9 protein-coding genes and 1 pseudogene are annotated in these 15966 nt (G+C 38.6%); 5 read left to right on the plus strand and 5 right to left on the minus strand.

What is annotated here, in order from left to right:
* Genes ACLKL2_RS04615 through ACLKL2_RS04635 form a run of 5 tightly spaced genes read left to right on the plus strand, consistent with a single transcriptional unit; the run spans nt 1 to nt 7895 of the window.
* The gene (locus tag ACLKL2_RS04615) at nt 1-1296 is read left to right on the plus strand and encodes a glycosyltransferase family 2 protein (RefSeq protein ID WP_413693549.1); all 1296 of its coding nucleotides are present in this window, start codon (nt 1-3) and stop codon (nt 1294-1296) included.
* Complete coding sequence (locus ACLKL2_RS04620) at nt 1245-2192, plus strand: PilZ domain-containing protein (protein ID WP_413693550.1); 948 nt, start codon at nt 1245-1247, stop codon at nt 2190-2192. The genes ACLKL2_RS04615 and ACLKL2_RS04620 overlap by 52 nt, the downstream gene beginning before the upstream one ends.
* Nucleotides 2192-4477 (plus strand): cellulose biosynthesis cyclic di-GMP-binding regulatory protein BcsB, encoded by a 2286-nt coding sequence (locus ACLKL2_RS04625; protein ID WP_413693551.1) that lies wholly within the window; start codon nt 2192-2194, stop codon nt 4475-4477. Before ACLKL2_RS04620 ends, ACLKL2_RS04625 begins: the two co-directional genes overlap by 1 nt.
* On the plus strand, nt 4474-5514 hold the full coding sequence (locus ACLKL2_RS04630; protein WP_413693552.1) for a glycosyl hydrolase family 8: 1041 nt from the start codon (nt 4474-4476) through the stop codon (nt 5512-5514). Before ACLKL2_RS04625 ends, ACLKL2_RS04630 begins: the two co-directional genes overlap by 4 nt.
* The gene (locus tag ACLKL2_RS04635; RefSeq protein ID WP_413693553.1) at nt 5514-7895 is read left to right on the plus strand and encodes a cellulose synthase subunit BcsC-related outer membrane protein; all 2382 of its coding nucleotides are present in this window, start codon (nt 5514-5516) and stop codon (nt 7893-7895) included. The genes ACLKL2_RS04630 and ACLKL2_RS04635 overlap by 1 nt, the downstream gene beginning before the upstream one ends.
* Before the next feature lie 589 nt (nt 7896-8484).
* Here ACLKL2_RS04635 and ACLKL2_RS04640 read toward each other — a convergent pair.
* The 5 genes and pseudogenes from ACLKL2_RS04640 to ACLKL2_RS04660 all read right to left on the minus strand — a co-directional run bounded on the left by ACLKL2_RS04640 (nt 8485) and on the right by ACLKL2_RS04660 (nt 15885).
* Nucleotides 8485-9450: a PstS family phosphate ABC transporter substrate-binding protein gene (locus ACLKL2_RS04640; protein ID WP_113819813.1), complete on the minus strand. Its 966-nt coding sequence runs from the start codon at nt 9448-9450 to the stop codon at nt 8485-8487.
* A 218-nt stretch (nt 9451-9668) separates the two neighbouring features.
* The gene (locus ACLKL2_RS04645) at nt 9669-11477 is read right to left on the minus strand and encodes a DUF3466 family protein (protein ID WP_413693554.1); all 1809 of its coding nucleotides are present in this window, start codon (nt 11475-11477) and stop codon (nt 9669-9671) included.
* 7 nt (nt 11478-11484) lie between these two features.
* Nucleotides 11485-13394: pseudogene (gene uup / locus ACLKL2_RS04650) on the minus strand (ATP-binding cassette ATPase Uup).
* Between the two features lie 213 nt (nt 13395-13607).
* Nucleotides 13608-15197, minus strand: a complete 1590-nt coding sequence (gene rlmKL, locus ACLKL2_RS04655) for a bifunctional 23S rRNA (guanine(2069)-N(7))-methyltransferase RlmK/23S rRNA (guanine(2445)-N(2))-methyltransferase RlmL (protein WP_413693555.1) — start codon at nt 15195-15197, stop codon at nt 13608-13610.
* Nucleotides 15145-15885 (minus strand): THUMP domain-containing protein, encoded by a 741-nt coding sequence (locus tag ACLKL2_RS04660; RefSeq protein WP_413693556.1) that lies wholly within the window; start codon nt 15883-15885, stop codon nt 15145-15147. The genes rlmKL and ACLKL2_RS04660 overlap by 53 nt, the downstream gene beginning before the upstream one ends.
* Nucleotides 15886-15966 lie beyond the last annotated feature (81 nt).

Raw genomic sequence — 15966 nt, forward strand, 5'->3', positions numbered from 1 at the left:
ATGATCACGAACAGCCCCCTTTTGACGCGACGCTTAACATTAAGGATGTCAGTATTAAAGCTCTTTACTTTACTGAGCTTGTTTTTCTTAATTGCGCTTGCCAGTATTCCGCTACAAGCGGCAAGTCAACTTGCTCTTTCTATGGGTGTTATTGTTTTTGTATATAGCGCGTCATCTGAAGCAATTCAACACAGTAAAAAACGAGAACTGTTTCGTTTATTTGCCATTATTATTGGCTGTTTCTTATCTATCCGTTATTTGATATGGCGTGGTGTAAATACATTAGAATCAGATGATATCTTCTCTTTTATTGCCATGATCACGTTATTTATCGCTGAGATCTATTCTGGTGTTATTCACCTTTTAGGTTGCTTTGTTAATATTTTCCCACTCAATCGTCCAAGACAAAGTATTAAACAGTTTACCGATGAAAAAATTCCCACTGTGGATCTAGTCGTACCTAGCTACAATGAGTCAGAAACCTTATTAGAGGTAACCCTTCGAGCTGCCAAGATGCTCGATTACCCAGCTAATAAACTTAACATTCATTTATTGGATGATGGTGGAACCGATCAGAAAGTATTTCAAGAGAATGTAATCGCAGCCCAACATGCGTTAACACGACGTAAAAAGTTACAAGCATTATGTCAATCCTTGGACGTTGAATACCATACGCGAGCAAAAAACGAACACGCAAAAGCAGGTAATATCAATACTGCTTTATTAAATATGGATGGTGAATTAGTGGTTATTCTAGATGCTGATCACGTTCCAACCACTGACTTTTTAGATCGTACTGTCCCCTGGATGATTAAAGATAAAGATGTCTTTTTAGTACAATCTCCGCATTTTATGGATAACCCCGATCCCATTGAACGAAATTATTTTTCCGCTTTTACTCGTATGCCATCGGAAAATGATATGTTTTATAACACCATACAAAAAGGCTTAGACTTTTGGTCTTCCTCGTTTTTCTGTGGTTCCGCAGCAGTATTAAGAAGGCGTCACCTTGATATGGTAGGCGGCATTGCTGGGGATTCCATCACCGAAGATGCTGAAACGGCCTTAGCACTTCATGCATTAGGCTATAAATCAGTGTATGTCGATAAACCGATGATCAGTGGTTTAGCGACAGAAAGTTTTTCATCATTCATTCAGCAACGTGAACGATGGGCTCAAGGCATGGCACAGATCCTGATCCTTAAAAAACCATTCCTTAACTCAGGGTTACATTGGTATCAGAAATGCGGCTACATGAGTTCCATTCTATTTTGGTTTTTCCCTTTGCCCGTTTAGTTTTTCTATTATCACCATTAGGCTACCTATTATTTGGCTTAGAACTTATTCATGCCACTTTTACAGAAATTTTAATCTATACCGTGCCGCATATTATCGTCAGTTTTCGGCTTTCACATGTTCTATTTGGTAAAAATAGATGGCCTTTAGTCTCAGAGCTTTACGAAATTTTGCAATGTACCTTTTTATTTAGAGCATTACTTACGGTAATTAAAAGCCCCAATAATCCGAGCTTTTTAGTGACACCAAAAGGTGAAGATCAAAGTAAAAACTATATATCCTCTCTTGCAAACTCCTTTTATTGGTTATTAGTCATGCTGTTTATTGGCAATTTAGGGGCCTTATACCATTTTTATAGTACGCCTGAATCTTGGGAGTTAACCTTTGTGGTTTTTGCTTGGAATACTTTTAACTTTATTCTATGTGTCAGCTTATTAGATGTATTGATTGAAAAGAAGCAAGTACGTAAAGCGTCTAGGTTACCGGCTTATGACTATGTAAAAATAGCAGCCTCAGAGCACCAAATTTGGCAAGGTAACTTACGCAACCTATCACGTACGGGTGCAAATTTATCCTTAACATTTGAGCACACATTACCGAAAGAAGTACGCCTAATTGCTTATGCCAGTGCTCTTAATAAACATGTTGAAATTGCTTGCCAAGTCATGCACCAAAATAGCGACACAAAGGAGGTTAGGTTGCAGTTTTTAACGCGCACTGACCAAGAAAAAAACAATGTTATTGCTTACACACTTTGTGATAGTGAACGTTGGGATAGTTTTCAAAAACGCAGAACACGACCGATATCTTACTTTTATGGACTAAAACATGTTGTGAGTGTCAGTATGAAACCATTATTTCTACATATTTATATGAAATTAAAACAGAGAAGCTAATGTTACCTTTAAAATTGATTCAACCTTATGTTAGATTATTAACGCTTTTATTGATTGCGTTTTTGAGCCTGCCGGCACAAGCTAAAACATCAAACGAGTTTCGATTGAGTGAGTTTTATGGTGGGAATTCATTGCTTAGACTCAATGGTGAAAGACCCGTTCAAGATTTAGGTATAACCTTATCTCCTTTATTAGCAGTGAGTTCTGCGACACTCCATCTTAAGGCAACCTCTTCAATTACGATGCTTCAAGAACGCTCCATTTTAAACGTGCGATTTAATAATGTAACGATAGGTCAAATAACGTTAAACCCTAACAAGCCAAATTTACAGGCTGATGTTCGCATCCCGAGTGAACTGTGGCGTCCGCAATACAATACATTGACCTTTGTGGCAAGCCAATATGTAGACCGCTGCCAAGATACTAATGCACCTGACTTATGGAGTGAAATAAATTTATATAACTCATACATTGCTTTCGAAACGACCAAAGTTATTAACCAACTAAACCTACAAAAACTATCTGATTTCTTTAACCCTGGTATTGGTGGGCAACATCAAGCTCAGATTTTCACGTTAGATAATAAACAAGAAAACGCTATTGTTAACAAATATGCTATTCCAGCGGTTGCACAAGCACTTGCATTAAGAACTCAATACCAATCTTTACATATTGATTACCAAAATATCGAGAGTAAAACTGCAGACACCAAGTCTATTGTTCAACCAATCTCTGAAAGTAAATACAGACAAAGCAGCTGGTATATAACAGATAAAAAAGCTGATGATATCCATGTACTGATAGGCACTAAAAACTCATTACAACAGGCACTATCAGAAAAGACACTTGAAGAGATTAATGGACCATATTTAAGAATAGAAAAAACACCTGCTGTCATCATTGAAGGTGAAGAGTTAGTGGCTTCGCACATTCGTTTAATTGTATCAGGACTTTCTGAACAAGATGTTGTTCGAGCAGCCACTACGCTAGCTTATATGGATGATCGACTCAATCCAGATCAATCAATTAATGTTCACTCCACCGTCAACAATGCGTTTATTCCACAACAACAAGTTACATTGCAGCCAGGAAAATCTTATACTCTTTCCGAATTAGGTGTCACAGCCATTAACTTTAATGGACCTGGTCTATTGACTAAAAAAATTGAAATTAGATTACCCGCAGACTTCTATGCAAGTGAAACAGACACCGTAGAGTTAACATTAGATTTCAGTTACGGTGCAGGATATGAAGACGGTTCAACCTTTAATATTACCGTTAATGGTAAGGTTATCCACGGTTTGAAACTGGATAAAAAAGATGGTGATTTCTACCATAATTACACCCTTTCTATTCCTGCAAGGTTATTTGACGGAGGCAAAAATGAACTTGCCTTTCATGTTAATCAAAACTCAATACAGCTCATTGGAGAGTGTCGAAGCGTCAATGGGGATTATTTACATTTCCAATTGGATACTGATTCAAAAATTGAATTACCCACCGCAGCTCATCTAGCCAGACAACCAGATCTAAGGTTATTGGGACAAACCGGTTACCCCTTTGCACAATATCAAACACAAGATGATACCGGTATCTACATAACACAAGCCACAATGCGATCAGCTGCGCTCACCATGGCAGGTAAGTTAGCCCAATCATCGGGTAATTTAATTCCAAATTTATATGTTGAAATGGGCATTCCAACAACACTGACTGATACCGCTATGGTTTTAGCAACACCTAAGGATTTAAGCGCAGAGTTATATAGTGATTTAAGCACTGCAATTACTGATAGTAAAAGATGGCCTTATCGCTTACAGAATAAATTATATAATCGAGTGACGGCTAACGATAATCAAAACCTACAACCTAATACTGCTGCGGGGTTTACTACTCAGCAAAGTACTTTAGGTGATTTTTCATTAGTAGTAGCCACTAAAAACCCAGTTGCTGATAAGACAGGTACCTTATTTATTATTGCTGCAGAAACGACTGAACGACTAACTGAACGCATCAGTGAGCTTGTTCAAGGTCCATTATGGAGCCAATTAGCTGGGGACTTCTTCGCTTGGGATAACGCTAAATCGCCTTTAATTGTAATGCAAGTATCTAGTGCTTATATGTTAGGAGCAACGGATTCATGGACGGCATTAGGTGCATGGGGGACTAATCACCCTTGGTATTTATTATTGATTATAGTGGCCATTGTATTTATGTTTATGGTCTTCACTTGGTTGTTACTAAAACGACGCCATCAAAAAATTAAGGAAGATTGGAAAGAATGAAAAGCATCAAATATATAGTTATCTTATTAGTTATTACTATATTTGCTTGGACTCAATGGCCTGAAGCTAAGCTGACTCCATTCCAAAAGAGCTGGGCAACTTATAAAACTCAGTTTGTCGATGCGGGTCGAGTTATCGATACTGGTAATCAAAACATATCGCATAGTGAAGGTCAGGGCTATGGATTGCTTTTTGCCGTGTTTGCTAATGATAAAAATCAGTTTAAAAGTATATGGAAATGGACACAACAAACCTTACAACGGGATGATCAACTGTTCAGTTGGCAGTATACGCCTAGCAAACAGGGGAAATGTGATGACTCATGTATTACAGATCCTAACAATGCAACCGATGGCGATATCTTAATTGCTTGGGCCCTATTAGAGGCGCATAAACAATGGGGAAAGCCAGCTTACCTTAACCAAGCTACTGCTATTTTAGCGTCGATTAAAACCAAGCTAATTCAACATAAATTTGGCTATCAACTCATTTTACCTGGTGAAGTTGGCTTTCAACACTCTGATGGCAGCATTCAAATTAACTTATCCTATTGGGTGTTTCCTGCACTTAACTTATTTACAGAAATGACTAACGATCCCATTTGGACTGACGTTTATCAATCAGGGCTTGATTTGATGGAGGTTACTCGCTTTGGTGATTGGAAACTACCTTCTGATTGGATAATTCTTTCCGAAGATGGCATCACTTTGAGCGGTGCACTATCTTATGATTATGGCTATAACGCTTGTCGGCTACCTATTTATTTAATGTTAGCAGAAGATAAAAATACATCATTAATCGCCCCATTTATGGCATTTTGGGAACAAGATTTTGTGCCCGCAACCGTTAACTTAGAAAATGGTCAGGTTGCAGATTATGCTTATAATAGTGGTATGCAAGCGATTGCAAGCGCGACACAATCTATTATGAATAGTCAAAATACCCCCTTACCAACAATACAACAGACCACCGATTATTATTCTTCAAGCCTTATTCTATTATCGCAACTTGCTCTTTTGAAAAGTGATTTAAAATAATGAAGTTAATCAATGTTATGGCAATGGCAACCCTTTGCGTCACCAGCCAACTGACTTATGCAGAAAAACTTGCGGTACAATACAGTGAACAAAGTATTCATGTTCAAAGTACTAACAACGCTAAAAAACTGTTTAAAAACACACAGGAAAACGTTGATACTACCCCTATCTGGTATTACATTAATAATGGTTTTACTGATCAAGCACAACAAGAGTATTTAAAGCTAAAAAAGACTTACCCTAACTGGGTGGCTGAGCCAGTACTCGTTAATGCAATGGATAATCTTTCTAAACCAACTCAGCTTAACAACCAAGTAGCCAGTCAAGCTTCAGCTAGCCCAGTTGCAATTCAACAAGTTAAAGCGCCTGAAGCAATCATACTCAACTTTGTGAACCTTGCTAAAAAAGGCCCCAATTACTGGCCAAGCATGCCTCAGACACACTATCAGTTGGCATCCACACTCGCTTTTAAAGATAACACATTGAGCAATAACACATTAATGGCTTGGGTATCCATTTACAGAGGCAACTACCAAACTGCGCTTGCACATATAAAAGTGGTAGAAGAAACGTCTCCCAATAACACCAGTGCCAATGAAGCAAAGTCGATAGCGATTAATGCGCTTGTTACAGACGCCGTGAAAAAACAGAATAAAAGTCAACTATTCGCCCTGCTCAAACAATATCCAGATCAAGCGATAAACGAAAAGATTGACGCTCATGCGTGGCAAGCCATCGATCAATTAGAATACACCGTAGCGCTTGATTGGTTTGAGTTTACTGAAAATTATGACGCACAATTAATTGTATTAGAGAAACAAGGCCGACAAACAGAAGCCACTCGGCTAGCTTGTAATAATCCAACCCAAGCAACATTAGTTAATTATTGCGTTGACGCACTTTCGGTCATACAACTCGATCAATACAATCAACAACATTATCAATCTAGTTTAGTGGCTGCGGCTAAAATACAAACATACCAACCGCTTAATGCTGATCAACTTGCCTTATATGCTTGGTCTCAATATAAATTAAATAATCAACCTGAAAGTATTAGCGCATTTTCAACTTTGATGACCCATCAGCCAAATAACAGTGATTATGCTCAAGTATTACTAAGCCTATTAGGCGATGACCAAGAGCAACTTGAACAATTGGCTATCAACTCTCCTGCAATGACTGCTGCATTAAAAAAACGTGAGATGCAAGTCGCGTGGTCACGCAAGCAATTTGATCGCTTCAATAATCTTGAAGATCAACAAAAAGCCAATCAGCAACTGACGTTAGAAGGAGGCCTCGACTGGCGTAAGCAGAGCAGTGAAGATGAGATAGCGAATTTACAAAGTGCAAATTATTATTTAGGTTTTCAGAAATTTTGGAATGACTACCGCTACGGGGCACGAGTAAACTATCACACGCTTCATAGCGATAGTGCTAATATTGGCGATGACTTTTGGCAAAATACGCTTGCCACTTCAATAGCCAGCAACAATGCAACAGAAACAGGCATTAGTGGTTTTATAAAACGACAAACCCGACGTTTGAACACCTTTGCTGAAATTGAATATACACAAGTAGACAGTGATTTAGCCTCTAGTTTATCTGCTAAATTATCTGCAGTTTGGTATAACTCTGCTTCCCTAATAACAGCAGCAACGTTATACCGTGAAAGAGTTGATGACAGTTTTTTAAGTCTCATGGGACTTTATGGGAGTGAAATAGAAAGATGGGGGGCAGTGAAAGAAACAGGTATTCGAGCACTTACTTCTTATATTTTTATACCTAAATGGTCAGTAACACCTGAGCTGAATATAGCGAGGCTAACTGGTGAAAGTGTTCAAGATAATACCAAGCTTGCATTGAATTTAGGTTTTACCCGTGACTTAACGGAACGCTATGCTGATAAATTAGATTATTTACGAGTTGGGCCAACGATTAGCTGGATGAGCTACTATAAGAATTTGAATTATTACACCGACGGTAATGGCGGTTACTTTAGCCCTGAAAGTTATATTAACTTGGGTGGACGAGCAGAGTTATTAACATTAGAAGACACCTATTGGCAAATTCGTAGTCAATTAAGTCTCGGTTATTATTGGGTAACGCCAGGCAGTATCGAACAATTCCCTTTTACTTCTACTAGCAGTACACTGAGCCAAGAAAACGATAGTGGGATCGGTAGTCAATTTCTTATTGAAGGACAATGGTTACTCTCACCACATTGGGAAATTGCCGGCTTGATTAGTTCAAGTTATGCCGCCGATTACAATGAAACCAATATTAATCTCAATGTTCGCTGGAATTTTGTTAAGAAGACCGGACTAACCAGCGATGGATTAATATCCTCTTCTACTTACACTGAAAACTATGCTTGGCATTAATCATTTAGATAGGTGATAACTGACACATTAGACATCATCTTAGCGAATAAAAGTATGCAGTAAACCGCAAACTGGCAGACTAAAGTCTGCGCACCAAATAGTAAACTTTGCTTAATCGCTATTAGTCTATATTAATCTTTGTCTAGTACGAGGGCCCCTTTGTTAGCTTGTTTAGTTAACTAGAAATAAATTAAACAACACATCTTAAAGAGGTGCCCGCTCATAAGATTAAGCTGTTATAACTAACCTGATTTTATCTTTAACAATCACAAAGCGATTTTTTGAATGTTGTTTATCTTAATTAGCTTCGATACCCCTTTTAATACCAATCATAGTAAGTAACTGATTCTATTTTACTTGTTAAAACAACTTATTTTTTCGTTGTAAGTTTCGTATAGGGAACAACCATTTACATCAACTTACGCCTCAAACTAAGCCATTTTTCCGGTGCAAAATTTAGATCAGTTATTTAATACAATTGGTATAAGAAACGCTTACTTTAGACTTGTTATTCTAGAAGTATTTTCCTCTACACAAACAAAAACAGCGCTAAAAAGCGCTGTTTATTTGGTTTGTTAAATTAGGTGGATTATAGACCTAGTTTAGCAAGCTCTTTTTCTACTACAGATACTGGTAGTGGAATGTAACCATCTTTATCTACGATAGTTTGACCTTCCTGAGATAGCATTAATTTAATGAACTCAGCTTGTAGTGGAGATAATGGTTTGTTTGGGTGCTTGTTCACGTAAACGTATAGGAAACGAGATAGTGGGTATTTACCGCTAATCGCATTTTCAGTTGTTGCTGCTACGTAATCAGTTCCTTTCTTAGAAAGTGGAACAGCTTTAACACCAGCAACTTTGTAACCGATACCAGAGTAACCGATTGAGTTTAGTGAAGATGCAACAGATTGAACTACAGATGCAGAACCAGGTTGCTCATTTACAGAACTTTTGAAGTCACCTTTACAAAGTGCTTTAGATTTGAAGTAACCGTAAGTACCAGATACTGAGTTACGACCAAATAATTGGATATCTTTCTCAGCCCAGCTATCGCCTAAACCTACATCAGACCAACGTGTAGCATCTTTATCTGCGCCACATTTGTGAGTTGAAGAGAAGATAGCATCAACGTCAGAAATTGATAGACCTTCAATTGGGTTATCTTTGTTTACGAATACAGCTAGTGCATCGATTGCAACACGAACGGCTGTTGGCTTGTAACCGTAATGTTTTTCAAATGCTTCAATTTCTTTAGACTTCATTTGACGACTCATTGGGCCGAATTGTGAAGTACCTTCAGTTAGTGCAGGTGGAGCTGTTGAAGAACCCGCTGCTTGAACTTGAATGTTGATGTTTGGGTATTGACGCTTAAACTCTTCTGCCCAGAAAGTCATCATGTTTGCTAATGTATCAGAACCAACAGATGAAAGGTTACCTGAAATACCGCTTACTTTTGTGTAAGAGTGTAGTTCGTGATCTGCTGCAATAGCAGTTGTCGACATTAATGACGCAGTACCTAAAGTAACCGCTGCGGCTAACATTTTAAGTTTCATTCAAAACTCCATTTTCTACTAAGTTAATTTTTACGATTTGTATTTTATTAGTTATTTAACAAAATATTCATTACGCTTCGTAGCGATGGTGCTTAATATGAACGTGTAATGTGACAATTTCATTACACATGAATTATTTTATTCACTAAAAAACAAAAAGGTTTATCGCCTTTAAGCAATAAACCTTTTTTATCAATTGTTTAAACAGTTATTTAAATTTAAACTTTGTTTTTATAAACACGACGAACGAGTGCTAATGGTAAAACAAGTAACCATAACCATAGTGTTGCAGCACCACTTCTCTCGTAATCTTCATCATCGTCAGCCAATGTTTCTGAATCCCAACAGTTCGGGCTATCATCTGGATCCATTGTCGTACTTGGCGTTAGTTTTAATAATACGGCTGTTGCATTAACACTGCTGTTGTAGTCGCTGTCACTGTCATATTGGAAACCTTCAGCTAATACCACACCGTCATCATTGATTGCAGTTGCACTTTCTAAACGAATTAATGGATGTGTTACTACACCATCATCATCTTCTGTACATAGTAAGTCATCAATAAACCAGCTATCACCAGTTGTATTATCATAAAGGAATGCACTTTGTGTTCGAGGATCACCCCCTACTACCGGATCAGTTTGGTCGTAAGCATCTGCACTACCCACGATTAAGCCGTTTTCATTCATGTCATAACCATAGCTATTTGCACCACGGTATGAAGCACTATCGCCCGCTAAACGTTGTTTAGTTGATAACACTTTAGTGTCCTCTAAAGGAATGCTAATGCTGTCATCATCAATATCGTAAATGAACATTTCGATTGGGTAGTTTACGTTTTTAGTTGAGCCATATTGACGGTTACCCATCACTATGTTTTCATCGGTAATGCTTTCTGCCCATGAGTTGTAATAAGTAGAATCATCGTTTTTGTCGTAATCACCATCAGAATCAGATTCATCAGTCGCATCAACAATCACGGTCGGTGTATCATAAGCACCATCATCATCTGGCGTCATGATGATCGCTCGTTGACGACCACCTTCATCACTGTCTGAATATTCGTAAGTTGATACACCTACTGCCACGCCCGAGCTATTAATATCAAAGGCAGCGGCACTGTAAGTCGCGTCACTTCCATCACGCGTGGTGTTATCATCTAACCATTCAGTCGCTAAAGCAAAACCTTCGATTTCAGTAGCGCTACTATCATATTCCCAAGCCCAAGCTTGCGTATCAAACCCAGGACAATTCACTAAGTAGTTTAGATCGTCTAAATCGTCTTCATCACCTTCATTGTAACAAAGGTCAAAATAGTCACTATCGCCACCCGCTAATGATTTACTTGCATTACCAACAATCAGCGTTTTAGTATCACCGTTATTATAAGTCACATCACGCATGCGATAAGCGCTACTAAAACCACCTTCGTCGTCATCAAATGCTGTTGGAATTAATGAGATAGTGGCGTAACTTGTACTTGGGTCAACAATAAAAGCACGACGAACGTAATCACGCTCTCCATCCGTGTATGGTCCAGAACCATAACCTACGGCAAAGCTGCCTACATCAGAATCAACAACGTCAGTTATTTTAACGTCAGTATCATCGCCAAAACCTTCTATTTTTACATTGTTAGTCGCGGCTAAGAAGTAACTCTCAGCATCTGTCTCATTATTGTCAATCTCAGCACTCGTAGTACGCCAGTCTTGATAACCATTTTCATAGCTTGCGTCGGTGGAATCTTCACTACCGTAATAGATCAGCTCACAGACATCATCGTCATAGAAACATTCTTGGTTGAAGGTAAAAGGCAGACCAATATCAATATTTTGATCAAGATCTGCTTTTAAAGCATAGACCCCCACGGTATCGCCTTCTTCAGTAATCGCAGATGGAAAAGGCCCATAATTACTACCGGTCGTGTCTGGAGACAAAATCTCATATTCATAATAAGAAGAAGTTGCAGCCCAAGCACTACTGGTTGATAGTAGTGCTATAACTGAAATAGCTTTGCTGTAATTCATGTTAAAATCATTCTCCGTTTTGTAATTCGTCTAATTCTTCCCAACGGCTAAAAGCATTTTCTAGTTTTTCTTCTGTTTCTGCTAATAGCGCTAAGAATTGGTCAGCTTCTTTTTTATCTTTAGTAAAGAACTCAGGTGTATTAATCGTTTCCTGTAACTCTACTACTTTCTCTTCTAACTGCTCGACTAATGCAGGTAAACCATCTAGTTCAAGTTGAACTTTATACGATAGCTTTTTCTTTTTAGGCGATTTTACCGCTGCTTTTTCAACTTTTTCTGGTGCTGGTTTTGTTTCTTTCACTGCTTGTACTGGCGCTTCACTTTGCGCTTTATGACGAACAGCATCACTATAACCACCCACAAATTGTTGAATATTGCCATTACCATCAAAGAACCAAGTATGGGTTACTGTGTTATCAACAAAACTACGGTCATGGCTCACTAATAATAATGTGCCTTGATAGTTCGCTAACAACTCTTCCAATAACTCAAGCGTTTCGACATCGAGATCGTTGGTCGGTTCATCAAGAATTAAGAAATTACTTGGTTTTAAGAAAATTTTGGCTAATAACAGACGATTCTTTTCTCCACCAGATAATGCTTTGACCGGAGTACGGGCACGATCAGGATGGAATAAAAAGTCTTGTAGGTAACCGAGGACATGACGTTTGTTGCCATTAATTTCAACTTCTTGCTTGCCTTCAGCAAGGTTATCAACCACGGTTTTTTCTGGATCTAATGCATCGCGGTATTGATCAAAGTAAGCCACCTCTAATTTAGTACCACACTTCACTGTCCCTTGATCAGGTTCAATATCGCCCAGTAATAATTTAAGTAATGTACTTTTACCACAACCATTACGACCTACTAGGGCAATCTTATCGCCACGCATAATAGTGGTATCAAAATCGCGTACAATACGTAGATCTTCATAACTATAAGACAAGCCTTCAGTTTCAAAGATGATTTTGCCTGAACGTGCCGCTTCATCCACGACAATTTTAGCTTTACCTTGCACGTTAACGCGCTCGGAGCGTTCTTGGCGTAATGATTTTAATGCACGTACACGACCTTCATTACGGGTACGGCGGGCTTTAATGCCTTGACGTATCCACTTTTCCTCAATGGCGAGTTTACGGTCAAATTCCGCATTTTGCTCTTCTTCGATACGCAATGCTTCTTCTTTCGCAATTAAATAAGCTTCGTAACCACCCGCCATGAACTTAACTTGCCACGGTCGATATCAACAATACGTGTTGCTAAACGACGAATAAATTCACGGTCATGACTGATAAAAACAATTGAACCTTGGAAAGACATTAAGAATTGCTCAAGCCACTCAATCGTCCCTACGTCCAAGTGGTTGGTAGGCTCATCTAATAGCAACAAATCAGGGTCATTCACTAACGCTTTAGCTAATGCAACTTTACGTAACCATCCACCTGATAGTTGATCTAAAGTAATTTCAGGATTGATCGCTAATCGATCAAGTATTTGATTGATTTTAGAATCTAGTTGCCATGCATCAAGCTGGTCAATTTGCTCTTGAAAACGTTGTAATTTATTAAGTTGTTTTTCACTGCAATCTTCAGCAACAACACCTAACTGTTCGTGGTATTGGCTTAATACTTTACCCGCATTTTCCATACCTGATGCCACATAATCATAAGCACTCATGATACTGGCAGTTGGTGGATCTTGCTCTAAACGAGCGACTTTCACATCGTTATTGATCAATAATGTGCCGTCATCAAGTTGAATACGGCCATCTAATACTTTTAATAATGTCGATTTACCTGCGCCATTACGGCCCACTAAACAAACACGTTCATTTGCTTCAATAACTAAGTTTGATTTATCTAATAATGCACCGCCACCAAAGGCCAGTTCTGCGTTATGTAATGTTAATAATGCCACGTTAATTCACTCTCGTTAATGTGTCTTTATCTTATGCCTGCTAGGTAAACACCTATTTCGTTTCGCTAACTAAATCTTCTAATTAGCATCGTGCCAGCTATCGCAAGATACAAATTGTTGTATTTATTGAACGTCAAAAGGCCAATCAATATTGGCCTTTATGTGTTGTCATGTTATCACTGCAAATTGTGCAAGTTATTTAATTCCATGACCTTAATCGCGTTTAGTTAATAACCAACACTGATGAATTTTATCATTGCCTTTAAAATCTTCTGGAATAGACGCTTTGCTGATATCTTTCACATAAAAACCTAGCGCTTTAATTGCTTCGATATCTAGTTTAAATCCACGTTTATTGTTTGAGAAGATGATCTCACCTTTTGAATTTACACGTTCGCTTGCCGCTGTTAGTAAAGCAACATGATCATCCTGAACATCAAACACATCACTCATACGTTTTGAGTTTGAGAAAGTGGGTGGATCAATAAAGATCAAGTCGTACATTTCATGGGCATGTTGTAACCATTTAATACAATCTTGTTGGATAAAGTCATGTTTACCTTTGATGCCATTCTCTAGGAAGTTTTCTTGTCCCCAGTTCAAGTAAGTATTTGACATATCTACACTGGTAGTTGATTTCGCACCACCTAATGCAGCATGTACAGAAGCTGTTGCTGTGTAACAAAATAGGTTTAAGAAATCTTTTCCTGCGGCCATTTTACCTAAACGTAAGCGCGTAGGACGATGGTCAAGGAATAAGCCTGTGTCTAAATAATCTTGCAAGTTAACAATGATTTTAGCCGGCCCTTCTTGCACCACTAGACGTTGCTTTTTGCTGTCTAATTTTTCGTACTGTTGACGCCCTTTTTGGCGTTCACGTACTTTGATAATCAATTGATCATCGGTTAAGTCCAATAGGTAACGCGTTGTTGAAACGATGTCTAAGAAACGACGACGTACTTTTTGTGCATCAATCTCTTTTGGTGCGCGGTATTCTTGAATAATTAAGTATTCGTTGTAGCGATCGATCGCCACATTATATTCAGGTAAATCGGCATCATATAAACGGTAACATTGAATATCTTCACGCTTAGCCCATTTATCTAAACGTTTCATATTTTTCAGTAAACGGTTAGCAAAATCTTCCGCATAAATCGCAGGTTTAATCTGTTTAACTTCTTTAAACACTAATTCAGATTCAGACTCTTCAGCCATTGGGAATTGTTGCGCCGGTGTAATGGTTCCCCACGGGTTATCTTCCGTTGACTCTTTATAAACTACGTCAGCTTTTTTAGGTGTTTTAGTTGGTTTAGCTGTTGCTGCAACTTGTTCCGTTACTTCCACGTTACGCTTTGGAGAAATTCGGTAATTTTTAAGCACACACTCAATCGGACCATTGAAGAATTTATAACTACGTCCAGCACGCATACCAAGACAGCTTAGTAGCTCAGTATCCATCGCGAACATGCTTAAGTTCCAACCTGCAAAGGCATCTTTAAAGTGATGACCAAGCTCAGTATACAAGGTAATAGTGTCACTGAAACCACCTAAACGCTCACCGTATGGCGGGTTTGAAATCAGCATACCCGTTGTTAACTCTTCCGGCGGCATCACTTTTTTAGCATCTTGGACACTAAATTCAATTAGCTCAGCGACACCAGCACGTTGTGCATTTTGACGTGCAATACTGACCATATCTTTACTTAAATCTGACGCATAAAAACGTGCATCACAATCATTAACAGCACGTTTACTGTAAACTTGTGCGCTTGTTTTGAGCGTTCTCCAGTGTTTCAGCATCATGCTGCTTCCATTGCTCAAAACCAAATTTATCACGTAATGTACCCGGTGCAATGTTCAATGACATCATCGCAGCTTCAATAATCAAAGTACCTGAACCACACATCGGGTCGAGTAGCGCTTCACCTTTCCAACCACTGCGCTTAATAATACCGGCAGCTAATGTTTCACGTAATGGAGCTTCACCCGCAATAGTACGGTAACCACGTAGGTGTAATGGTGAGCCAGATAAATCAAGGTAGATTGAGGCTTTATCTTTGAATAAACGACCATTAAAACGGATATCGGCATCGCGCTTTTCAACGTTTGGACGTTCATAAAATTTCTTACGGAAGCGATCCACAATGGCATCTTTAATTTTTAATGCGCCAAACTGAGTATTACGGATCTCATCATTGCTTCCTGAAAAATCGATAGAGAAGGTTTTATCCACGTCAAAGTGGCTTTCCCATGGAATGTTGCTACAACCTAAGTATAAATCCATTGGGTCGATCACTTTGAATTCACTTAACTTAAGCAAAACACGAGACGCAAAACGCGACCATAAACACACTTGGTAACCTTGCTCTAATGAACCGTCAAAGCTAACACCACCAGCAATTTGCTTAGTATTTTCAATACCAAGATCTTTAAGTTCTACTTCTAATAAAGGCGCAAGCCCTTTCGCTGTTGGGATAAAATAACTGAACATAGACGCTCTCATGCAATTGTTGAATAAAAAATAGCGCGTATTATACCTTGCAAAAAGGATTATCCCTATGGAATTTTCAGG

This window comes from Psychromonas sp. KJ10-2, from assembly GCF_047323255.1.
Classification (GTDB): domain Bacteria; phylum Pseudomonadota; class Gammaproteobacteria; order Enterobacterales; family Psychromonadaceae; genus Psychromonas.

Coding starts and splice junctions, on each gene's coding strand:
- ACLKL2_RS04630 (WP_413693552.1), top strand. CDS start 4,474: ATGAAAAGCATCAAATATATAGTTATCTTATTAGTTATTACTATATTT.
- ACLKL2_RS04625 (WP_413693551.1), top strand. CDS start 2,192: ATGTTACCTTTAAAATTGATTCAACCTTATGTTAGATTATTAACGCTT.
- ACLKL2_RS04635 (WP_413693553.1), top strand. CDS start 5,514: ATGAAGTTAATCAATGTTATGGCAATGGCAACCCTTTGCGTCACCAGC.
- rlmKL (WP_413693555.1), bottom strand. CDS start 15,197: ATGATGCTGAAACACTGGAGAACGCTCAAAACAAGCGCACAAGTTTAC.
- ACLKL2_RS04640 (WP_113819813.1), bottom strand. CDS start 9,450: ATGAAACTTAAAATGTTAGCCGCAGCGGTTACTTTAGGTACTGCGTCA.
- ACLKL2_RS04615 (WP_413693549.1), top strand. CDS start 1: ATGATCACGAACAGCCCCCTTTTGACGCGACGCTTAACATTAAGGATG.
- ACLKL2_RS04620 (WP_413693550.1), top strand. CDS start 1,245: ATGCGGCTACATGAGTTCCATTCTATTTTGGTTTTTCCCTTTGCCCGT.
- ACLKL2_RS04660 (WP_413693556.1), bottom strand. CDS start 15,885: ATGTTCAGTTATTTTATCCCAACAGCGAAAGGGCTTGCGCCTTTATTA.
- ACLKL2_RS04645 (WP_413693554.1), bottom strand. CDS start 11,477: ATGAATTACAGCAAAGCTATTTCAGTTATAGCACTACTATCAACCAGT.